This is a genomic window from Paenibacillus hubeiensis, from assembly GCF_032334105.1.
Lineage (GTDB): Bacteria > Bacillota > Bacilli > Paenibacillales > Paenibacillaceae > Paenibacillus > Paenibacillus hubeiensis.
Window position 1 is genome coordinate 49,869 of record NZ_JAVYAE020000001.1, and the last position, 20,956, is coordinate 70,824.

19 protein-coding genes are annotated in these 20,956 nt (G+C 50.3%); 3 read left to right on the forward strand and 16 right to left on the reverse strand.

Translation table 11 applies throughout. The features are described from left to right. Nucleotides 1–112: 112 nt before the first annotated feature. Nucleotides 113–1,117, reverse strand: a complete 1,005-nt coding sequence (locus RSX24_RS00200; protein ID WP_236419558.1) for an aldo/keto reductase — start codon at nt 1,115–1,117, stop codon at nt 113–115. A 199-nt stretch (nt 1,118–1,316) separates the two neighbouring features. Between RSX24_RS00200 and RSX24_RS00205 the strand changes: the two genes are divergently transcribed. Continuing rightward, the gene (locus RSX24_RS00205; protein WP_236419555.1) at nt 1,317–2,162 is read left to right on the forward strand and encodes an AraC family transcriptional regulator; all 846 of its coding nucleotides are present in this window, start codon (nt 1,317–1,319) and stop codon (nt 2,160–2,162) included. Nucleotides 2,163–2,196: 34 nt separating this feature from the next. Here the strand turns inward: RSX24_RS00205 and RSX24_RS00210 are convergent, their stop codons facing one another. The 9 genes from RSX24_RS00210 to RSX24_RS00250 form a co-directional block, all read right to left on the reverse strand. Further along, nucleotides 2,197–2,601: an Asp23/Gls24 family envelope stress response protein gene (locus RSX24_RS00210; RefSeq protein WP_236419553.1), complete on the reverse strand. Its 405-nt coding sequence runs from the start codon at nt 2,599–2,601 to the stop codon at nt 2,197–2,199. Between the two features lie 23 nt (nt 2,602–2,624). Further along, the gene (locus RSX24_RS00215) at nt 2,625–3,704 is read right to left on the reverse strand and encodes an AI-2E family transporter (protein ID WP_339277843.1); all 1,080 of its coding nucleotides are present in this window, start codon (nt 3,702–3,704) and stop codon (nt 2,625–2,627) included. 678 nt (nt 3,705–4,382) lie between these two features. After that, complete coding sequence (locus tag RSX24_RS00220; protein ID WP_343259355.1) at nt 4,383–6,329, reverse strand: FtsX-like permease family protein; 1,947 nt, start codon at nt 6,327–6,329, stop codon at nt 4,383–4,385. Beyond that, nucleotides 6,304–7,074 (reverse strand): ABC transporter ATP-binding protein, encoded by a 771-nt coding sequence (locus tag RSX24_RS00225; protein ID WP_236419547.1) that lies wholly within the window; start codon nt 7,072–7,074, stop codon nt 6,304–6,306. Before RSX24_RS00225 ends, RSX24_RS00220 begins: the two co-directional genes overlap by 26 nt. 222 nt (nt 7,075–7,296) lie before the next feature. After that, nucleotides 7,297–8,280: a sensor histidine kinase gene (locus RSX24_RS00230; RefSeq protein ID WP_343259356.1), complete on the reverse strand. Its 984-nt coding sequence runs from the start codon at nt 8,278–8,280 to the stop codon at nt 7,297–7,299. After that, the gene (locus RSX24_RS00235) at nt 8,277–8,981 is read right to left on the reverse strand and encodes a response regulator transcription factor (protein ID WP_343259357.1); all 705 of its coding nucleotides are present in this window, start codon (nt 8,979–8,981) and stop codon (nt 8,277–8,279) included. The genes RSX24_RS00230 and RSX24_RS00235 overlap by 4 nt, the downstream gene beginning before the upstream one ends. 403 nt (nt 8,982–9,384) lie before the next feature. Next, nucleotides 9,385–10,755, reverse strand: coding sequence for a beta-N-acetylhexosaminidase (gene nagZ, locus RSX24_RS00240; protein ID WP_343260051.1), 1,371 nt, complete (start codon nt 10,753–10,755; stop codon nt 9,385–9,387). A 337-nt stretch (nt 10,756–11,092) separates the two neighbouring features. After that, nucleotides 11,093–12,406: a Kelch repeat-containing protein gene (locus RSX24_RS00245; RefSeq protein ID WP_343259358.1), complete on the reverse strand. Its 1,314-nt coding sequence runs from the start codon at nt 12,404–12,406 to the stop codon at nt 11,093–11,095. A gap of 239 nt (nt 12,407–12,645) precedes the next feature. Further along, a complete protein-coding gene (locus tag RSX24_RS00250; RefSeq protein WP_343259359.1) occupies nt 12,646–13,695 on the reverse strand; it encodes a 2,3-butanediol dehydrogenase in 1,050 nt (349 codons plus the stop codon). Nucleotides 13,696–14,007: 312 nt separating this feature from the next. Here RSX24_RS00250 and RSX24_RS00255 point away from each other — a divergent pair, with 312 nt between their 5' ends. Further along, the gene (locus RSX24_RS00255) at nt 14,008–15,036 is read left to right on the forward strand and encodes a LacI family DNA-binding transcriptional regulator (RefSeq protein ID WP_343259360.1); all 1,029 of its coding nucleotides are present in this window, start codon (nt 14,008–14,010) and stop codon (nt 15,034–15,036) included. A 284-nt stretch (nt 15,037–15,320) separates the two neighbouring features. Here RSX24_RS00255 and RSX24_RS00260 read toward each other — a convergent pair whose 3' ends face one another. The 3 genes from RSX24_RS00260 to RSX24_RS00270 all read right to left on the reverse strand — a co-directional run bounded on the left by RSX24_RS00260 (nt 15,321) and on the right by RSX24_RS00270 (nt 17,373). Next, complete coding sequence (locus tag RSX24_RS00260; protein ID WP_343259361.1) at nt 15,321–15,584, reverse strand: hypothetical protein; 264 nt, start codon at nt 15,582–15,584, stop codon at nt 15,321–15,323. A 113-nt stretch (nt 15,585–15,697) separates the two neighbouring features. Then, nucleotides 15,698–16,783: a hypothetical protein gene (locus tag RSX24_RS00265; RefSeq protein ID WP_343259362.1), complete on the reverse strand. Its 1,086-nt coding sequence runs from the start codon at nt 16,781–16,783 to the stop codon at nt 15,698–15,700. After that, nucleotides 16,780–17,373 (reverse strand): TetR/AcrR family transcriptional regulator, encoded by a 594-nt coding sequence (locus RSX24_RS00270; RefSeq protein ID WP_236419530.1) that lies wholly within the window; start codon nt 17,371–17,373, stop codon nt 16,780–16,782. The genes RSX24_RS00265 and RSX24_RS00270 overlap by 4 nt, the downstream gene beginning before the upstream one ends. A gap of 227 nt (nt 17,374–17,600) precedes the next feature. Here RSX24_RS00270 and RSX24_RS00275 point away from each other — a divergent pair, with 227 nt between their 5' ends. After that, nucleotides 17,601–18,812, forward strand: a complete 1,212-nt coding sequence (locus RSX24_RS00275) for an MFS transporter (protein WP_343259363.1) — start codon at nt 17,601–17,603, stop codon at nt 18,810–18,812. A gap of 32 nt (nt 18,813–18,844) precedes the next feature. Here RSX24_RS00275 and RSX24_RS00280 read toward each other — a convergent pair whose 3' ends face one another. From RSX24_RS00280 to RSX24_RS00290, 3 genes are all read right to left on the reverse strand, one after another. Continuing rightward, entirely contained in the window at nt 18,845–19,012 is a 168-nt protein-coding gene (locus tag RSX24_RS00280) for a hypothetical protein (RefSeq protein ID WP_236419527.1), read from the reverse strand. A 15-nt stretch (nt 19,013–19,027) separates the two neighbouring features. Beyond that, a complete protein-coding gene (locus tag RSX24_RS00285) occupies nt 19,028–19,534 on the reverse strand; it encodes an SRPBCC family protein (protein WP_343259364.1) in 507 nt (168 codons plus the stop codon). A 144-nt stretch (nt 19,535–19,678) separates the two neighbouring features. After that, on the reverse strand, nt 19,679–20,758 hold the full coding sequence (locus RSX24_RS00290; protein WP_339277830.1) for an HD-GYP domain-containing protein: 1,080 nt from the start codon (nt 20,756–20,758) through the stop codon (nt 19,679–19,681). Nucleotides 20,759–20,956: the final 198 nt, after the last annotated feature.

Here is a 20,956-nt window from a genome sequence, read left to right on the forward strand (position 1 = left end):
AAATTCATTTGAAAACCATCGTTTCAACATAAAAGAAGCAGCCGTTACAGGCCGCTTCTGATAAATACTCTATTCATCTCGCCAAAATCGTTCTAGACGCACGTCATTCTAATTACCATGCATAGTTTCCGATTCCGTCCAATACCGCTTCAATGTCTTGCAGCTCCTGCGTCGTCAGCTCTGGCGCCTGCAAGGCAGCCACGTTCTCTTCGATCTGGGATACACGGCTCGCGCCGATCAAGGCAGACGTGACCCGGTCCCCGCGCAGCACCCAGTTCAATGCAAGCTGTGAAATCGTTTGTTCTCTGCGGGCAGCGATAGCCTGAAGCGCTTCGAATTTGGCAATGCGTTCATCCGTGTACGCTTCCGGACGCAGGCTGCCCGATGGGTTTGCTCGCTCCTCTTTCAGTTTGTCCACGTATTTGTTCGTCAGCTGCCCCCGTCCCAGCGGACAGAAGGCGATCGAACCCACGCCCTGCTCGTGCAGCACATCCTGCAGGCCATCCTCGATCCAGCGGTTCAGCATGGAATAATTCGGCTGGTGCAGAAGGCATGGCGTTCCCAGACTACGCAGAATGCTTGCCGCTTCCTTGGTCTGGTCCGCATTATAGTTGGATAACCCGACATACAGCGCCTTGCCCTGTCTGACGATATGGTCCAATGCAGCCATCGTTTCTTCAAGCGGCGTATTCGGGTCCGGACGATGATGATAGAAAATGTCCACATAATCCAGCCCCATGCGTTTCAAGCTTTGATCAAGGCTCGCAATCAAATTTTTGCGCGACCCCCATTCGCCGTAAGGCCCCTTCCACATATAATAACCAGCCTTCGAAGAGATGAGCAATTCGTCGCGATAAGGCCGCAAATGCTTTTTGAGAATAATGCCGAAATTTTCTTCAGCCGATCCGGGCGGCGGACCATAGTTGTTCGCCAGGTCAAAATGATTGATGCCCAGGTCGAACGCACGCAAAATCATTTCTTCCTGAATATCCAAGGTGCGGTTGCCGCCGAAATTTTGCCATAATCCAAGCGCGATCTGGGGCAATCGGATTCCGCTTCTGCCTGAGCGGGCATATTTCATTTCATCGTATCGTTGTTCATTGGCAATATAAGTCATGAGCATCTCTCTTTTCTTTTCGGAATGGAAGCCACCTATTTATCTTAGACATTCCACCCGGGACAACGGTATGGCATCACGCTATATTCATATGGAAAAATGATCGTTAAAGTACTATAATACCGATAAATGATAAACATTATATGATAATACATATGTCAAAATGCAAGATCACTCTTTTATAATGGGGCGTGCAGCCTTGATTACGTACATGTTTCGAAACGATCAATTTCAGGATCTCCAGCTGCTCCATTACGGAACAGAACCTTGTACTCCCCGCCATCACTTCGGTCCGGCGATGAGAGATTATTATAAAATCCATTACATCCTGGGCGGCAAAGGGATCTTCAGAGTCAACGGACAAACCCATGAGCTGCGCAAAGGACAAGGGTTCCTCATCGTGCCTCACTCGGTCGTTTATTATGAAGCCGATGCCGACGATCCATGGGAGTACAGCTGGGTTGCTTTCGAAGGAAATGCCTGCGAAATGCTGCTCAGTCAAGCGGGGCTCTCCGAGCATCAGCCCGTGTTCAGCCTGGAGCATGATGAAGAAATGCGCTCCTGCCTGCATCGGATCGTGCACGCCCGCGACACCCGAAAAGGCTGGGAAATCGGCATGCTTGGTTTGCTCTACCAATTGTTCTCCATCTTGGCCGCGTCTTCCGAACAACGCCATGAGAGCAAAATAGAACCTTTTACGAAAGACGCTTACGTCACGCAGGTCATCGATTTCATTGAAACGAATTATGCCAATGCCGTTACCGTGCAATCCATCGCTTCCCAAGTCGGCCTGCAGCGAAGTTATTTGTGCTCCTTGTTCAAGGAGCGAATGGGCAGCAGCATCCAGTCTTACCTCGTCCACTATCGCATGCGCCGGGCGGCGGAATTGCTTTTGGATCAAGGATTCACGATCGGCGATATCGCACGTTCCGTCGGTTACAACGATCAGCTGCTTTTTTCGAAAATGTTCAAAAAAGTGATGGGCAGCGCCCCTTCGCGCTACCGTGAACTAAAAAGCAGCACCTTCCCCCAACGAAACGGTTGACGGGGAGGTGCTGCTTTGATGAATAGTTGAAAGATTACATGGACACGCCCACGACATGTACCCGAATTTCGTTTACGTGCAGCCCGGTGAAGTCCTGAACCTGCTCGCAGACATTTTGCTGCAGCTTCCGGCATACCTCGTGCATTTTGCAACCGTAAGCGACAACGACGCGCAGATGGATGGAGACGCCGGATTCATCCATTTTAATGTCGATTCCCTTTTGCAGGCCTTTGCCCAGAACGCTCTTGGCGATGCCTTCCGACAAACCGGCCGACATCGATGCGATGCCAACCGTCGTTTGTGCGGCCATGGCCGCTATTTTCGATACGACGTCATTCGTGACATGGATCGTACCCGCCTTTAAAGGTTGTGTTTCCTGTGCCGCCAGTCCATTCGTATTCTCTTCTTCGCTAAGGATCGATTGCGTTAATTCGTTCATGATTATCCACTCCATTTCTGCGTTTAGGCATTTTCCCATTTGTCTTTAAAGAATAATTGATAGATGCGAACCAGAATAATTTTGAAAGTCATGTAGACCGGGATGATGATGAGAATGGCGATGATGCCCCCCAGATCCCCGGCGCCCAGCACCAGAATAATGGTTGTCAGCGGGTGAATGTCCAGTTTCTTGCCAAATACATAAGGTGCAACCAGATTATCTTGAATCTGCTGAGCGACCAAAATAATGATAAGCGACCAGATCGCCACTGAAGGCGACTGGATGAGACCGATGATGACGATCGGTATCGCCGACACAATCGCCCCGATGAACGGAACGAAGTTCATGATCACCGCGATGACGGTCAACAATAACGCATACGGCAAACCGATGAACAGAAACCCGACATACATCAGCACGCCAAGAGCCAGATTCACGATCACTCGGCCCACAATGAAGCCGCTTAGAGCCTGATCGATTTCCAATACCACTTCGCGGCTGTCCTTCTGGAACCGTTTCGGCACGATATGAACCAGCTTGCGCCCGAATTTCTCCCCCTGCTTCAGCATGTAGAACAGAATGATCGGGAACGTAAACAAAATAATCGCAAAACTCGAAATGAGCGAGATCGCACTGGAAACATAATCGGTGACGAAGTTGAATCCCTTGTTTACATATTCGGTAATCTGGGACAACGGATTGGAGCTTTCAGGGAACAGGGTTGTAAATATCCCGCTCTGCTCCAGTTCCTTTAATTGTGCGCTCAACGCATTAATCATGTTAGGCGCGTTGTCCACGAGATTTTTCAGCTGATCCCTTAAGGACGGCCATAATCCAACGATGAACAAGGCCAGAATGGCTGCGGAGACCAGATAGATCAGCAGGATGCTGACGGTACGGTTGATCTTTTTCTTCTCCATATAATTCACCAGCGGCCGCAGCAAATAATAGAAGAATACCGACAGCATCATCGGAATTGTAATGACCGTCACCATGGTGACGAGTGGCTGAAAAATAAAGCTCACCCGTGACAACAGGTAGATGTTGATGAGCACCAGGGCAAGTCCGATGCTGATACGAACGAATGAATTTCCTTTAAACAAACATTTCCCCTCCAGCTATCCTTTTTATGGTTATCGGCCAATGCGTTTCTTTTCTGTATGGCCTTCCTATATAAACAGCAATAGTAATCACACTAGGCCACTGCAAGTGCAGCACCATCTTCCGATCGCTGTTATCCCCGGATTTTTTTCCAATCCCTTTTTTAAAGGGGAAATCCGGTGATAAGCCTATGCTTCCGATACAGCTTTCTTTCAGAAAGCTTTTAGGCGAACGCTTCGCTTCTCCAGATTGGTTCTGCCTCTCCGTTAACGTGTGTATGTTTTTTGCGGTTTATATATCTATCCTTTTTACCTATCCCATTCGGGTCACTTGTCTTCTACGTTTGAACGTCCGTCTGGTCTCTCTTTTTTTTGTGTCAATATTGAAATATCCTATTTTCACACGACAGTCTCTCCATTTCGTTCGAATTCACCTTCATTTTTTCTTGATTCTACTACTTTTTTTATATGTATTTGGATGAAGCGGCATCATGATCAACATATCCGGAACTCCCCAATAATTGTAACATAATCCACTAGCAAATTCCTTTTCCCCAAACCGATCCCCATCGCCCATTCAAAGGCAAACCAAAAAGGCGCCACTTCTGCCGCGGCGTGGAGCCATGACATGATGGGCGCCTTTTATGTTTTTCTTTACCAACTGCATTTGCCCCGACGGGTTCAAACCAGTTTGGTGTACATGTTTCTCAAATAACGCCAGCGCACAACCGCAAAGTACGCGAGCTGCATGGACGCAAACACCAGGAAAATGCGCAGGCTGTGTCCCAGCACCGAGAAATCGACCAGCTGCTGCAGCGCCACAAAGGCGACGGAACTATGGAACACAGCAACAAGTAATGGCAGGAAAAACATCAATACGAGCTGACTGGTCACGATCTTTCGCAATTCGGGACGGCTCAGCCCCATCTTTCCGACCATACGATACTGCTGCTCGTCCCGATCCAGGTCCGCATACAACCGGAAGTAAGTAAAGCTGGCCGCAAAGGTGAAAAACACGATGCCAACCAGGCTGCTAAGTATGAGAATGATCCCGTTCGTTTGCTTCGAATGAAGCCAATTCAACACGAGCGAGGTCGGATAGAAGTACCCCTCGGAAGTTGGCGTGTTCTGGATTTGCTCCAGCAATTCTGCTGCAAAGCTGCGTGTACGCATCCAGTCCTTGACCACGAATTGCGTGATGGTCACCCCGTTATATTCGCTGGAATCACCGCCAATGTAAATGGGGAACAACCTGTCGTATAACTTATCTGAAATGACATAGATGGACGAATTGCCCTCAAACGGCAGCACGATCTCCGTGCCGGGCAGCGTTAACGTCACTTTTTGCCAAACGTCCTCCACATTGAATTCAAGCGTTTCGCCCGTAAAGCTGTTCTCACCAGCCCGAATTTTTTTCCGCTGCTGCAAGCTGCCTGGCGTCAAAAATGCCTCTTGTTCCCCCAATTGCCTTTCCCCGTACCCAAGCGCGGAAGATAGTCGGTTATAATCCTCAAGTTTGATAAAGATCTCCCCATCATACGTATACATAGGTACGTAACTTCCCTTTTCATAAGAAAGTTCATGATCCACCAGCGCTTCCTCTACCATCCGAATATGTTTCGCTTCCGCCGCGGGATCGCCGGCCGCCTCATAACTGAATCCATATGGATTGGTCATGGCCGACAGTCCCGGATCCGCCAAAGCCAGCATCGTACCAATCCCCGTAAATGAAGAAGCCGAAATGACGGTCACCATAAAAAACATGACTGCATTATCCTTCATGCGGTAGGTCAGTTCTGACAGAAAGAGCAGGTTCGTTTTGCGAAAAAACAGGCCCGGACGTCTTTTCAACGCACGAATCACATATACGCTGAGCTGCGTAAAGAGCAGATACGTACCGACAATTACGGCCACCACGCTGCCCAGCAGCAGTGGGAAGGAAGGATTGTCCCATACGAAAACAAATACCCCCGCATAACCGGCTAGGATGGCCATTAGGGATAGCGATGCTAACCAAGGCGATGCTTTTGGCTCCGGTTTCGGTTTTTCTTCCGATTTGACAAGGTCGATCAACGTCCCCTTACGGATCAACAACGAAGAGGACAGCGCAATCACCGCAAACAAAACAAGGAAGGCAAATGCGGTGAGCAGAATGGCCTTGCCTGGAAAATAAAAGGGCAGACCGTTCTCCACGGCCAGCATGGAGCCGCAAATGAGCAGTATCAACTTGGAAAAGATCACACCCAAACCGATGCCCGCCATCGTAGCCGCTGCCCCGATGCACATGTTCTCCAAAAACAGCAACCGATTCATCTGCCTTTTGGTCATGCCCAGAATCAGAAAAATTCCAAAATCCTTTTTGCGCGTTTTCAGAAACGAGCCGACCGAATATAACAAAAACAGAAACGAGAACACAAAGATGACGATCTCCGCTACGATCATTCCCTGATTCGCCAGCATCGTTACCGTGCTGTTCGAACCTTGCAATCCGCTTTTCAAGTCCGGATGAAACAACAAAAGCGCGTAGGTAAAAAAAATCATGACGGAAAACGTGCTGCTGAGAAAATGAGCGAGATAGATGCGCTTGTTCCGAACGACGTTGTTAATGGCGAACTGGCGAAAATTCATGTCCCGTTCCCCCCATCAAAGACAACACATTGATGATTCGCTGGTAGAACGCAGGCCGGTTGTCCCCGTAATGAATTTCGTTGTATAGCTGCCCGTCCTTGATGAACACGACCCGGCTGCAGTAACTCGCGGCCACCGCATCATGCGTAACCAGCAGCATCGTGGCCCGGTCCTCTCGGTTCCGGCGTTCCAGCATCTCCATCACGTCGCGGGCGGCCTTCGAATCGAGGTTTCCGGTAGGTTCGTCCGCAAGAATCAGTTTGGGCCCGTGAATCAGCGCACGCGCGATCGCCGTCCGTTGGGCTTGCCCGCCCGATATTTCGAAAGTACGCTTATCGAGAATGTCCGAGATTCCCAGCTTATCAGCCAACCTCGCCGCACGTTCGTTCATTTCTTGGACGGATACTCCGTCCAGCGTGAGCGGCAATACGATGTTTTCCTTCACCGTGAGCGTATTGAGCAAGTTGAACGATTGAAATACAAATCCCAATTCCCTGCGCCGGAACAAGGCAAGTTCATCGGCATGCAGCGCAAACGGATCACGTCCTCCAATGTTCAGTTCGCCCGAGGTCGGACGGTCGATCGTCGAGATCATGTTCAGAAGCGTCGTTTTGCCGCTGCCGGACGGCCCCATAATGCCTACGAACTCGCCCTCCTGAATGCTCAGATCGATTCCGGATAACGCTTCGTGAGATACGATGCCTTTATAAATTTTGCTGATTTGCTTGACCGAGCAAATTTCCATGATTTTAGAACCCCTTTCTTTCCAAAAATCGGCTTGACTCAAACCGCCGTTTTATCGAAACGCAGTTTTCTTTGCTGATCCCAGTCTATCGAAGTTTCCGCTATTCTCCTATGGATTAACCTTTCACGATCATGACATTGTTGTAAGGTTACCACAAAAGAAAAACGTCCGCGCCTTGTATAGGCACTGACGTCTTCTTGGACAGCGTGTTTCCTAACCGCTTTAACTTTCAAAACGAATCCGTACCAATGTACCTTCCCCCCGGACGGATTCCAGCTCCACCGAATGATTCATGCGGGTCAGCACTTCCTTGACGATGTACAATCCCATGCCGGTAGATTCCTTGAAGTGCCGACCGTTCTCCCCAGTGAAAAAAGGTTGAAAAACCCGGTTCAGGTCCGATTTCGGAATGCCCACGCCCCGATCCTGCACCTCCAAAATCATGGCATGCTCCGCCCGGTAAGCTCGCAGCTTTATTTTCTGTTCGCTGCCTGCGGAGTATTTAATGGCATTGGACAACAATTGGACCAGAACGAAGCGCAGCCATTTGGCATCAGACTGTACGACCAGATCGTCTTCGATCTGCATGTCGGGATAAACATGGCTGCGAATAAAAAAACGCTTCAGTTCATGAACAGCGTCTTCGCCCACCGCCTTCAGCCGTACGGGTTCGACGCTGAAATCCTGTTCGAACGTCTCCAAACGCGCGACATACAATACGTTCTCCAATCCTCGCCGGAGTTGGTCGGCTTCCTCGCGAATGCTTGCAAGCCGCAGATCGTCATCCTCCTGACCCTCCACGGTCAACTCGATGACGGACAGCGGTGTTTTCATCTGATGCACCCATTGGTTCATGAACGTCAAATATTCTTGCTGTCTTTGCTCCATCCCGTGCAGCCTTGCATGGTAATGGCCGTATTGGGAGTCCATCAGTCGGTCCAATGCCTGCGTCAACGGGGCGGTTTCGTTTAGAGAGACGAATTCCTGCAAGGAAGCCATCGGTCTGGACATGCGCCGATAAAACTGGCGATGCGATAAATAACGATAGCACAGATAGCCCGCATACAGAAACAAACCCAGAAAAGCCGCATATGCAGCGGTAAGCCAGTGATCATACCCGTCATACCAGAATACGGCGATGACGGCGAGCAATATGGCAAAGATCCAAACCGTCAACGCGATATGTTCCCGGATGAACAGCCTCATGGTTCCTGAACCGCTTTCCAATGGTTGATTAACCGATAACCGGAACCCCTTACCGTTTCCAGCGCGTCCGAAATGCCAAGCTCTGCCAAGCGTTTGCGAACACGCGTAACGTTAACGCTAAGCGTATTGTCGTCCACAAAGGAATCGTCCCACAGCTTCTCCAAAATCGTCTCCCGGCTCACCAGTTTGGGACTGCGGCGCAACAGCGTCTCCAGCAAAATCGTTTCTTTTTTCGTGAGCTGGACTTTGGCGTCGCCCCATTGAATCTCCATGCTTTCAAGGTACAATTTCAGACCGTCCAGCTCCACGGTGCGTTCTTCATCCCTTGCCGCGTAGTCGCCGTAGACCCTCCGCAGCTGGCTGCGGATTTTGGCCATGACGATCTCATGCTCGAAAGGTTTGGTGATATAATCGTCAGCTCCGTTTTCGAGCGCCATGACCTGGTCCATTTTGCCGCTCCGCGCCGAAATAAAAAGGATCGGACATGTGGAAACCGTGCGGATCTGCCGACACCAGTAAAACCCGTCATAGCTTGGCAAATTGATATCGAGCAGCACAAGATGGGGCTGCAGCTGCTCAAACTGCTGCAATATTCCTTCGAAATCCAGCGCCTTTACGGCCCTGTCCCCGTATCGTTCAATATGCGAGCATAACAAACCCGCAATTTTGGGATCATCTTCGATAACCATTATGGTATACATCAAGCAGTACCACCTTTAACTTATATCATCTATATAGGTTGAACCAGAAATTTACACAAAAACGGAGGGGGCAAAAAGAATCTGCAGAAGCGGAGCTAAAAGCTTTCTGTAAGAAAGCTCCATCGAAAGCATACGCTTCGTGTTTATCACCGGATTTTCCCTTTGAAAAAGGGGATCAAAAAAATCTGGGGATAATAGCGATCGGAAGATGTTTCGCAATCCACTCCAGCACAAATCATATCACAACTGTCCCATCTGGCAACCTAACAGCGCAAATAAATAAGCGAAGGAGCCCCTGTGCGCATAACAAAAAGTGCCGAACAAGCCCCCCCATGCACGCGGAAAGCTGCCCGGCACGAATGCCTTCGTTCCATATCCTCATCGGATTTCCTCAAATGTTACATCAACGTGCTTCCACCTGTTTGCGCCAGTTCGTAATGTCTTTATTCAACTGGGTCAGATCGCCGGAAGCCTGCCTTTCGTCCGACAGGCCCGCCTTGCGTTTCAATGCCAAAATGCGATAGACGCTCTCGTCGATGCGGGATTCGTCGAGCTTGCCTTTTTTTACCGCATCGATCAGCGTATCAAAAATCGTCTTTGCGCTTTCGTAACTGTGGGCGACGAGCAAAATATCGCTGCCTGCACGGACAGTTGCCAGGGCGGCTTCATCCAGCTTGAAGTTTTTGGCGATGGCTCCCATGCTGAGATCATCCGTGATGACGACGCCTTGATAATTGAATTTGCCGCGCAGATGTTCGCCGATAATGACGTTAGAGAGCGATGCCGGGTACTTGGAATCAAGCTTCGGAAATAAAATATGGGCCACCATGACCGCCTCGGCGTTCTCCTTGATCGCCGCTTCAAAAGGAATCCACTCTAGCTTTGCCAATTGCTGCTCCGTTTTGTTTACCACAGGCAGCTCCAAATGGGAATCGACCGACGTATCCCCGTGACCGGGAAAATGCTTCACGACCGGAATGATGCCCTCGCTGCGCAGCCCCTTCATCTCGGCCACGCCCAGACGGGACACCAGCTCAGCCGTGCTGCCGAATGAACGGTCGCCAATGACCGGGTTATTCGGGTTGCTGTTTACGTCCAGCACCGGGGCAAAATCGAGATTGAATCCGGCAAGCTTCACCTGCCTTGCCAGCAGCGTGCCCATCTCTTCTGCAAGGCCTGCGTTCTTGGTTTTGCCCACCTTTCCATTGGAAGGAATCGACTTCACCTCATCGGGCATGCGGCTTACCTTGCCGCCTTCCTGGTCTACACCCATCAGAATGGGAACAGGATTGGAACGGTTCGCTTCTTTAATGGATTGCACGAACTTCGCCGTTCCATCCAGCGTTGTCACGTTGTTCGCATATAAAATAATGCCGCCAACCTTTTGGTCTGCAATCATGCGGCGAGCCTGGTCATCCAGCACAGTGCCTTGAACGCCGGCGAGGATCATTTGCCCCACTTTTTCCTCCAGGGTCATCTGATCCAACTGCTCCTGAACGGGATCATGGTTCTCCTGGGATGGCGTCGTGCCTTCCTCTGACTCGTTCCCGGGCGAGTTCCCCGCTTCCGGTTGGGAGCCGCTCCCGGCAGATCCGGCTTGGCCGCTGCTGTTCCCGGTTCCTTCCTGGCCTGTACCGGCATCGGGACTGGCCGAAGGATTGGGTTGCCCGGATTGTCCGCAAGCTGCCAGCATAATCATCGTGCCCAGCAGCAGGAATAGAACGAACCCCCTGTATCTCTGTCTCGTGCGGTGGTTCTGCTCATTTTGCTTCATATTCAATGTATGTTTGCCTCCTTGTGCGTATCGTGAAGCGAATCAAAGGTTCAGGCCTACCATATCATATGTATCCGTTTTTTCAAAACCAATCTCCCTTGTTCCACCTGGCCATATGTTGCATTGGGTACGACGTTCTGCAGACATTCACGTTATTCGAAGCGCGGGAACCGATGCTTGGTTTAATGTGCTTAAGAGCGTGCGCGGAAGCTTGGTTTTCTATTATGAATTTTTCATATATTGAAATTAGCATTATAGTCTCGTAAAATAGCCGCCAATACGGCGGCTGTACGTTGGTTTTCCTTTAATTCCATCGTAATCCTTCATCCGGGTTAAATTATATCTTTGGAATATACTGGCTTCGAACCCGCAGCAATTTTCCTGACGAGGGAGAAAGCACATCCGGATCCGTGCCCAGACCGAAGTAGAAATCACCGTCATATTCCTCGAACGATTTGGCGTACGTGTCCTGTTTAAAACGCAGCACCTCGTTCCATGTGTCCAAATCGGTCGTTTGGTATACCCGGTTGATATATGAGTTGGCGCTTAACCGCGTATATGTCAAAACGTACACTTTGCCGTCGCGAGCGAGCACATCCGTCGGCAAAGCTTTTGCATCAGGCAGCGCAACCCTTCGGGCCTGATGGATATCCGTCATAACGTTCAACGATTTGGGCAGCAGTTGATGGTCGTTGAATACGCTGCCAATAATGTAGACCAGTTTGCCGTTGAAATTCACCTTTTTGCCGATTTTGTTATACGGAACTGTCCCTTGCTGGTACGTCAGCCCAGGGAGCAGGTTTTTCCCGTACACCACCACTTCTTTCTTTTCCAGCTTTGCGTTGATTTCCAGAATGTTTGTTTTGTCGCCCCATATTTTGTTGTCCGGATACAACATGGCGGAAGCATACAACTTGCCGTTGATTTCGAACAGCGAATAGGCACGCATTCCGAGCGCATTCATCGTTGCAAACACCTGCCAACTTTCGCCCATGTCGTGGGAAACAAGCACTGTCGGTTTACGATCCGTACCGATGGCGGCAAATAATTTTCCTTGATACAATGCCATGTCATATACATGAATGCCCGAAGGCAAATTGCGGTATTTCGTCCAAACGTCCCCGTCCAATCGATAGAAATTGCCTAATGACCATTCTTCCCCGTCCGAATCATTTCCCGGAATATACAGTTTGCCGTCAAGCACTTTGAATATGTCAATCTGCTCTTCGTCGACTGTCTTTTTGGGCGCAGACTTCAGGGACGGGTTGCTGCTTTTTACCGATTGGGTCGTAAACGACGAACCTGCGGCATCATAGTAGATGATGGGAATGGGCCCCGCATTCGGAGATGGACCAGTGTTGCTGCTGTTCCCAAAGCCCAAATAAATTTTCCCGTTGTACAGCTGCATATCCCAAACGTTGTTGGCATAAGGCGCTTTGTTGAACGGTTTGCCCAGAAATTCGATTTTGGAAGTCACGTCGGACGAAGGCCCCGGAATGCTGGATACCTTTGCCTTAGCCATTACCTGCTCTCCCTGCGGCGGCAGTTCCTGCGGTACATGTGATTTCGTCTGAAATTTCCCTGCCGCCAACCATCCCAAGCCCGCGGCAATGGTCAACATGAACGCAATCCACTTGCTATTGCTCTGCATGTCCACTTCCTCCTTCTTGCGTATTCTCATTGATTCCGAGCTATAAACGATACATTTTGTATCCTTTTATACTATGTGAAACCGTACATGCTTGCAACAAAGTCCGCCCACGATGCGCAAAAAAGAGGCAAACTATCCGCTGCCGCCGATAGCTTTGCCTCTTGTAACGATTGCAATATACGTGATACCCGCCTACTTGATAGACAGCTGTACCGCGTCATTCCCGTCTTGCAAGGACATTACTCTGCTTTTACGAGAATCTTAACCTGGTTTTTCTCTTTCAAAAGCGCTTCGAACCCTTCGCTCACGACTTCATCCAAAGAAATCCGTTTGGTAACGAGCTTCTCGGCAGGGAAGAACCCTTTATCCATCAGGCTGATGACGGCCGGGAACACGTCGCGATAACCGATGATGCCGTTTACGGTACGTTCTTTCATGACGATGGAATTCGGCATGATCGGCGCTTCCTTTTCGAAAATGCTGACAATCATCAATTCGCCGCCAATGCGGGTGGAGTTAATCGCCTGCTGCAGAACAGGAGGAACGCCTGTAACCTCATAAGCTACGTTGACGCCGCCATTCGTCCGTTGATGAATCTCATCCACCACGTCGAACTTGGTTGGATCGATGACGATTGCGCCAAGCTCTTCTGCCTTCGCTTTGCGCTCTTCAGACAGCTCGACCACATAGATCTCGGAAGCGCCAGATGCTTTCAGTGCCTCGATGACGAGCAAACCGATCGGACCTGCGCCAAACACGGCTGCGGTGTCTCCTACTTTCAGTTTGCTTTGGCGTACTGCGTGCAGCGCCACGGCTGAAGGCTCAACCAGGGCACCCTGTTCGTACGAAATGGAGTCGGGAATCGGATGGACCATGCTTTCCCATGCCGTCACATATTCGGAGAAACCCCCGCCGCCGCCGGCAAGACCCAGGAAGCCCATCTCATCGCACAGATTGTATCTTCCTTGTTTGCAGGCTTCACAGTGTCCGCAAGCATAGATCGGCTCAACGACTACGCGATCGCCTGCCTTGAAGCGGGTAACGCCTTCGCCAACCTCCACCACTTGACCGGAAAACTCATGGCCCATAACGATCGGTGCTTTCTCCCCTGTTAGCGGATGCGGATCCTGCGCGGGAATGAAAATCGGCCCGGCTGTATATTCGTGCAAATCACTGCCGCAAATCCCGCACCATTCTACTTTTATTTTAACCTTTCCCTTGACAGGGCGGGGTTCTTCAATGTTTTCGAGACGCAAATCTTTAACTCCATGCCAACGAAGTGCTTTCATTTCTTTCATCTCCCAGATGATTTGTTTTAAATTAATTCCGGAAACGTTTCCGTAGTTAAATATGTCACACTTTAGATAACATGTCAAACTTAAATTTCCTTTTATTTAATTAAAAGTTGAACCATTCTCGCGATGAACTCCATGTGAAATAAAGCACTTTCATTGAAGCCTATTCATTTTCTCCACAGCTGCAATATTTATGCGGATACATTCGCGCTGCAAGTGTTATAATCTATATATATCCATCGTTCCATATATTACTTCGAACCAAAAATCGGAATCGTTTCCGATGAAATGAGGTCAGATTTTAACGTGAGCAAAGAACGTAAAGTGACAATCAAGGATGTGGCCGAGCGGGCTGGCGTAGGCATCGCCACCGTCTCCCGCGCCATCAACAACTCGAAGGGCATCAGCAGCAAAACGAGGGAACGAATCATGCTCGCGATTGAAGAACTCGGTTTTATTCCCAATACGTCCGCGCAAAGCCTGAAAATTCGCCAAACCAACCAAATCGCGCTCGTTGTGCCCGATATACGCAATGCCATTATTCCGGAAATTTCGTGGTCGGTCGAGCAGACCGCCAAACAGCATGGTTACCATGTGGTACAGATTAACACCGCCGGCAATGCACGCACGGAGCTGGAAACGATCCGTCATATTAAAAAACTGCATGTCGACGGGCTGATCATGATGCCCCTGGCCTACCCCAAAACATTGCCGTCCCTGATCAACAAAGCGCCATTACCCATATCCCTGATCAATTACGGCAAAAAACTGGAACAGGGCATTCATGCGGATATCGTCTCCCTTTCCCAACCTGAAGGCAAACTGATCATGGACCATCTGATCAAAATCGGCCGGACCCGCATCGCTTATGCCGGCGCTCCCAAAGACATTATCGAGGAACGTTATCGGGCGTACGAGCAAGCATTGGGGAATGTCGATATCTCGCTGGTTTACTTCGGGGAGGATTTTTCATTACAGACCGGCGCAAATGCGGCGGACTATTTTTACGGCCTGACCCGTATGCCGGACGCCGTCTATGCCATCAATGACATGGTGGCCATCGGCCTGGTCAACCGTTTCAAGGAATTGGGCATTCGCGTTCCGGAGGATGTAGCCGTCGTTGGCGTGGATAACAACCAATGGACCACGGTCAGCTCGCCGAAGATCAGTTCCGTGTCGATCATGGGCGAAGAAGTGGCCAGGCTGGCAACGGAATTGCTCCTTAAACGCATTCGGGACATGAGCTCCAGCGACTACGAACGGATTCAGTTCGAGCCCAGGCTTATCGTACGCGAGTCAAGCGTCAGCATGACACGTTCGACGCTGAGGGAATAAGGCGATGAAGGCATGAAGCGTTCATGCTGCCCTTCCCGGCAAAACGCCGGTCATCACGCAAACAAGGTGCTCCCGACGCGGGTCAACCCGTCGAAGAACACCTTGTTTGTCGTTCTCTCTACTTTGAAATGCTATGCCTTACGGCGTTCCCTTGGCCCCCTGCCAACTCGTTTGAAAAGCAGCAATTGCCTTCGTACCTATGTAATGATTGAAAACTTGAGCTCTACCCGGTCTGTGTCTGTGATCGTCGTGCAATCGGCATTGCTCCAACGTTCTGCTGTGATCTAAAAGAAATACCAAACCAGTTTGAACAAAGCTGCCGTAACGAGTATGGCCACCAGTACCTGAACGATGGCACGAACCTTGGCATACAAAGCATCCTGTTTGGATTGGTCGGTCATTCTCAAGGTTGCCTCAATCACGACAAGCGCCAGCACGCCCAGCGTGACCAGCCCAAAAGTGACCATGCCCGTATTGCCCCACGTCGTGGAAAGCACGCCTACCAAGTAAAATGCAATCAACATGATTCGGTTAAGTACCAGCCGCATGTTCCCCCTCCTTATCTGCATTCAACGTTATTCGGGAAAGATACACGTCTTTGCCTTTCATACGTTTGAATATACATAAAGTTTCATAAAGTTACAGATTAAGGGTAAGAGAGTCAGCGGCGTTCACCCTGTTCCAGTTCTAGGCTAATGCACATCTCCATTTTGGAACGAAGATCGCTATAACGGTCAATCATGAAATGATTTATGCCCAAATCGAATCCAATCCGGCCCATAATGGAATCATCTTCATGCGGCGTGCTCCATGCAAACAACTGCTGGTACAGATCTTCCATCGATTCCTGCAGCTTTTGTGCATGCCGAAGCGGATGATCCGGAGCTTCCATTGTGAATTGCAACAAATCATGAAGCACCTGATATCGGTGCACTGCCGAAAATTGGGCAGAATCGCTCCTGTTTGCACAGGGTGCAGACGCCGGATGATCTGAAGCCGTGTACGGTTCGTTTAGCCGCAGCTCGGCGATCAATTCACGAACACTCAATCCTGTCAATGGCATCGCCATATATGCCCACCAATGACTGCCTGTTCCGTTCTGGCACAAATCCCAGCGAGGCTCCAACAACAGACGTTTAAGCACCTCTTTCTGGGAGGGGCCGTACAGGGCAATTCCCAGAACCAATCCTGCATTGCAGTCGGTCGATGCACGATTCCCCCACTCGACAAGTCGGGGAACCATATCCGCCGCAGGAGCCCACTTCACGCACAATGCAGGCAAAAATTCCGAGAAAATCGCCTGCCCGACCACTTGTTCCACCGCCTCTTCCAGCCGGTGGTGTTGCTCTTCGCAAGACAAATGCAGCAAAGCAAGGCACGCATCTTTCGACAGGTACCAATCCCCTTCAAGTACGCAATCTACCAGGTAATTCGTATCCAGGGGATATTCCATATAACCAAGAACATGCAGAAGCTCCGACGGCATCTCCGGTTTCAATCTTCCGTGTTCGAACGCGAATCGGTACAATTGTTCCGCCAAATCCCGGTCACCACATCGCATCACTGGTCCAAGCAGCGCGGTATAACGATAATCCTCGGGCCGCTCCATAAAAACTCGCAGCAATGCGGCAGCGTCCGACCGATCCCCGTAATTTGAAATCACTTTGCAATGGGCGTCAATGATCGCCGCATCCGGGGCTGTGTTTGATTTCAATCGCTCAAGCAGCTTGCTCGTCGTTTGGATCATCGCTCTCCACCTTCCAGCACGGACAGCGCCATATCGATGCTCTGCCGAATAAACGTCTGATCCGGTCCGGATTTCATCATGACCGTCAGACCAATCATCGAAACGACGAGCGATTGAGCCACGGCATGTGCATCCAGCGTCCCGGATAGTTCCCCCATTTCCTGCCCCCTCGCGATCGCTTCTTTAAAAATGGCGGCAAGATACATCTGATGCTCACGCGTAAGCACGGCAAACCTCGGATTATGCGGAGCCAGTTCAACCATCGTATTAATGCAAAAACAACCTCTATTTATCCCCGTTTCTTCCTCAGCAGTCCCGATGCTTTCGAACAAGGTGCGGAACGAAGCTCGAACGGAGGACTCCTGCTGCAGCTTGGCTTTGATTCGGGATGCATGCAGGGCGTTATATCTGCGCAGCGTGCTTTCGAACAGTTCTTTTTTGTCCCCGAAAGCCGCATAGAGGCTGGGACGCTGAATGCCCATGCTGCTGGTCAAATCGCTCAGCGATGCAGCTTCGAATCCTTTTTCCCAAAACACATGCATGGCCGCATCCAACGCTTTTTCGGTATCAAACTCGCGTGTTCTAACCATTGACAACCCACCTTTTATTACCGTTCAGTATAATTCATATTTTAAAAATTTTGACGTTCACCGTCAAGTCTTTACCATCCATTTTTGATGATTAGAACTGGTTACCTAGATTTTTATTGACATTATATCCGATCATGCCTTATCGTCTTATTCAGCTTTATTATGTATCGATCGGTACATTATAAGGTGAATCCTTACTATTTTCACATCCTGAAGGGAGCTTGATCATGAGCAATTCGGTGCGACAAGTTCGTATTTCCAGGGAAACCCCTGCTGCTTTGCCCGGATACGTCGTTCTTTTGTTAGCCCTCTGCAGCGGCCTTTCCGTCGCAAACATTTATTATGCCCAGCCGCTGCTGGACTCCATTGCCAGCGACTTTCATGTCTCGGCTTCCGCGATCGGTATCGTCGTTACCGTAACCCAGGTTTGTTATGCTGCAGGTCTGCTGCTGCTGGTACCGCTCGGCGACTTGGTTGACAAACGCACACTGATTGCCGTTCAAATGGGCATATCGGCTCTGGCCCTGGTGTGGGTTTCTGCTTCTACGTCCATAACCGCCATGCTCATCGGCATCGCCGCGGTCGGCACGCTTGCCGTCGCTGCACAAACGATGGTTGCTGCCGCAGCGACGCTTAGCCCGGAAGCCAAACGCGGACGCACGGTAGGTTTGGTGACCAGCGGCATCGTCATCGGCATATTGCTGGCACGCACCGTTGCCGGGACGTTGAACGACTGGCTGTGCTGGCGGTCCGTTTACCTTTTTTCCGCAGGTTTCACGATTGTATGCGGCATCGCTTTGTTTGTCTTGCTCCCAAAACACAAGCTCCCCAAGTCAAAGCTGAGTTATGTGCAGACGATTCGTTCCGTATTCCGGCTGTATCGCGAACTGCCGGTGCTGCGCGTGCGTTCTCTGCTCGCCATGCTTATTTTTGCGTGTTTCAGCATTCTGTGGACTTCGATGGTTTTGCCTTTGAGCACGGCACCGCTGTCTTTATCCTATACGGCCATCGGCGCCTTCGGCCTCGCCGGTGCTGCCGGAGCTTTCGCCGCGGCTCAGGCCGGCAAACTGGCGGACGCCGGATACGGCCAGCGCGTCACGCTGATCGCGGTGCTCATTCTTCTGGCCTCTTGGCTGCCAATAGGTCTGCTGTATCACTCCATTGGCTACCTCATTGTCGGCGTCGTGCTCCTGGACCTCGCCGTACAAGCCATTCACGTGACGAACCAGAGCCTGATCTACAGGGAGCGCCCCGAAGCCCAAAGCCGCCTCACTGCCGCATACATGGTGTTTTATTCCATCGGCAGCGCCACAGGCTCCATCGCCTCTACGCAAATGTACGCATGGGCAGGATGGAGCGGGGTTAGTTGGCTTGGCGCTTCCGTAAGCGGCCTAGCCTTGTTCGTATGGGGTTATGAGCGCACACGCCAACGAAAATAGTAACACGGCTCTGCATTCTCCATCACGCGATGTCATACCTGCTTCTCAAGTTTGTTCCACACCACGATAAACCGTGTTGCGAGCGGGCCGCACAGCCGCGAGATCAGAAACCGGTTCAGCCCGCTTCGGTTTTTGCCTTGTGCGAGCCCTGCATTAATCAAAGCTAACGTACCCCAACCGACGAAATATTCATTTTCCATAGGTTAGCCTCCGTTTCAATCATTTGACGTAATATACCATTCACTTTCCAAAACGTTTTTCAGCCGGGCATTTCGGCTTTTCAGAAAGGCATGCATGTATTTCCGAAGGACCAATCGCTCGGCGATCATACCCAGAACGCCTAAAGGCGCCTCAAATATTAGCGTATCCCTCATGCAGATGGCCTGATTATCCCGTTGTTCAAACGAGTGCACATGGCGCATGCTCTTAAAGGCCCCTTTCTCCATTTGGTCCACGAATAGAAAAGGCCGGTCAAACTCTACAATGCGCGAAGTCAGCCGCTGCCGGATGCCGAAGTGGGTTGCTTCAAACGTGACGCTCTCCCCTGCGCCGATCAGGCCTGTGGTCACTCCTGCGACTGCCCGTTCCCGCGTATGTTTCCAGACCGTTCGGGTATGCAAGTCAATGTTTCTGGCCGCGTCAAAACAACGCTCCATCGGAGCATGGATCATCGTTTCTGTCTGGACTTCAATCATCGGAACAACTCCCTCCACCGGTTCCATTTCCTGGTTTCTCCTAGTATAGTGCTTGCCCTGAAGCAAACACAATGAACCCCAGGCACGCAAGCCAAAAACGGGACTCCTGATTTGGTGCAGGAGTCCCGTTTCATATGAAGCAAGTAGCCAGTGCCGAGAAGCGTTCCTTTGCTAGATCTTCAATTCCTTAATGTCGATATTACGCTCCTTGGACAAGTCGCGATATTGGCCGGATTCGACCTTGACAAGCGGTTTGAAAATATCTGAGCTGTTATTCATGATAATAACACCTTTCTCCGCATTGCTCAGTACCACCTGTTTGCCGATGAAATTAGGCATTAAGTGCTGCATCAAGGCTTGAACGGCCTTCCCGTTCAGTTTGCCGAAACCCATCGCATAGATATCACGCAAATTGTTGATCAGGTTTGGATTGCTGCTGCCGTGTTTGCCGGATCTCATGCCGATATACACATCGGCCACGGATACGATTTGAGTGTATGGATGGATGTCCTTGTGGTCAAGCATCTGCGGATAACCCGAGCCATCCTCACGTTCATGATGCTGAAGGGCTACCAGCGCCGTTGTTTCGTCGGTCATGGAGCTTTTGATAATATCGTGCCCGTAGATCGTATGACGCTGGTATTCAAGCTGCTCTTCAAGCGTAAAAGGTTCCAGCTTGTTGCGAATCCGGTGGGATACCTTGCATTTGCCGATATCGTGCAAATACCCGCCGCGACTGATGACATAGCTCTCTGCCTGCGAATAGCCAAGCCAAGTCGCAATATAGAACGACAACAGTCCAACCTGAATCGAGTGCGTATAGTTGTTGACGTCATCCCGCTCCAGCATCATCAGCAGATGAACGACATCCTTCTGCTCGTCCAATCCGTCGACCATGGGTTGAAGCGCATCGTCCACCATCGTGGCGTTGAATTTGCCTACGGTGAGTGCTTCCAAAAAAGCATTTTGATAGTTATGTACGGTTTGAACAAATTGGGGCTTCATTTCCTCTTCCGGCGGTTCTTCCTTGCTGATTCCAGGGACATCCACAGCTGCTGTATCGCCATTTGCAACAGGTTCTCCTTGCTCGCGGTCCACAATGTCGACGTACTCCACCCGATGCTGCATCAGCAGGGTGATGTCATCGCTTTTGAGAACCGTCCCCTTGCCCAGAACGTGCAGTCCTGCATCGCTAAATGTATCTGCAGAGAGACGATCGCCATCCTGCAAACTCAAAATATGTATTCTCAAATCCGCTTCCCCCTGAACGATCATTATAGTACAGTCCCCAATGCAACAGGGCCTCGAAACATCTATATTACTTAATATCGAATATTCAGCGAGGTTTCTCCATAGTTCTAATGACCTTAATCACGGTGGGAAATATGAACGAGTAAGACTTTATTCTCATTTCGAATTTGAAATAAATCCCGGGTCTACACAGGTCAT

Bases quoted from the DNA above. Each gene is read 5' to 3' on its own strand.
- RSX24_RS00200 (WP_236419558.1), bottom strand. From the start codon at position 1,117: ATGACTTATATTGCCAATGAACAACGATACGATGAAATGAAATATGCC.
- RSX24_RS00210 (WP_236419553.1), bottom strand. From the start codon at position 2,601: ATGAACGAATTAACGCAATCGATCCTTAGCGAAGAAGAGAATACGAAT.
- RSX24_RS00220 (WP_343259355.1), bottom strand. From the start codon at position 6,329: ATGAATTTTCGCCAGTTCGCCATTAACAACGTCGTTCGGAACAAGCGC.
- RSX24_RS00225 (WP_236419547.1), bottom strand. From the start codon at position 7,074: ATGGAAATTTGCTCGGTCAAGCAAATCAGCAAAATTTATAAAGGCATC.
- RSX24_RS00230 (WP_343259356.1), bottom strand. From the start codon at position 8,280: ATGAGGCTGTTCATCCGGGAACATATCGCGTTGACGGTTTGGATCTTT.
- RSX24_RS00235 (WP_343259357.1), bottom strand. From the start codon at position 8,981: ATGTATACCATAATGGTTATCGAAGATGATCCCAAAATTGCGGGTTTG.
- nagZ (WP_343260051.1), bottom strand. From the start codon at position 10,755: ATGAAGCAAAATGAGCAGAACCACCGCACGAGACAGAGATACAGGGGG.
- RSX24_RS00245 (WP_343259358.1), bottom strand. From the start codon at position 12,406: ATGCAGAGCAATAGCAAGTGGATTGCGTTCATGTTGACCATTGCCGCG.
- RSX24_RS00250 (WP_343259359.1), bottom strand. From the start codon at position 13,695: ATGAAAGCACTTCGTTGGCATGGAGTTAAAGATTTGCGTCTCGAAAAC.
- RSX24_RS00260 (WP_343259361.1), bottom strand. From the start codon at position 15,584: ATGCGGCTGGTACTTAACCGAATCATGTTGATTGCATTTTACTTGGTA.
- RSX24_RS00265 (WP_343259362.1), bottom strand. From the start codon at position 16,783: ATGATCCAAACGACGAGCAAGCTGCTTGAGCGATTGAAATCAAACACA.
- RSX24_RS00270 (WP_236419530.1), bottom strand. From the start codon at position 17,373: ATGGTTAGAACACGCGAGTTTGATACCGAAAAAGCGTTGGATGCGGCC.
- RSX24_RS00275 (WP_343259363.1), top strand. From the start codon at position 17,601: ATGAGCAATTCGGTGCGACAAGTTCGTATTTCCAGGGAAACCCCTGCT.
- RSX24_RS00280 (WP_236419527.1), bottom strand. From the start codon at position 19,012: ATGGAAAATGAATATTTCGTCGGTTGGGGTACGTTAGCTTTGATTAAT.
- RSX24_RS00285 (WP_343259364.1), bottom strand. From the start codon at position 19,534: ATGGAACCGGTGGAGGGAGTTGTTCCGATGATTGAAGTCCAGACAGAA.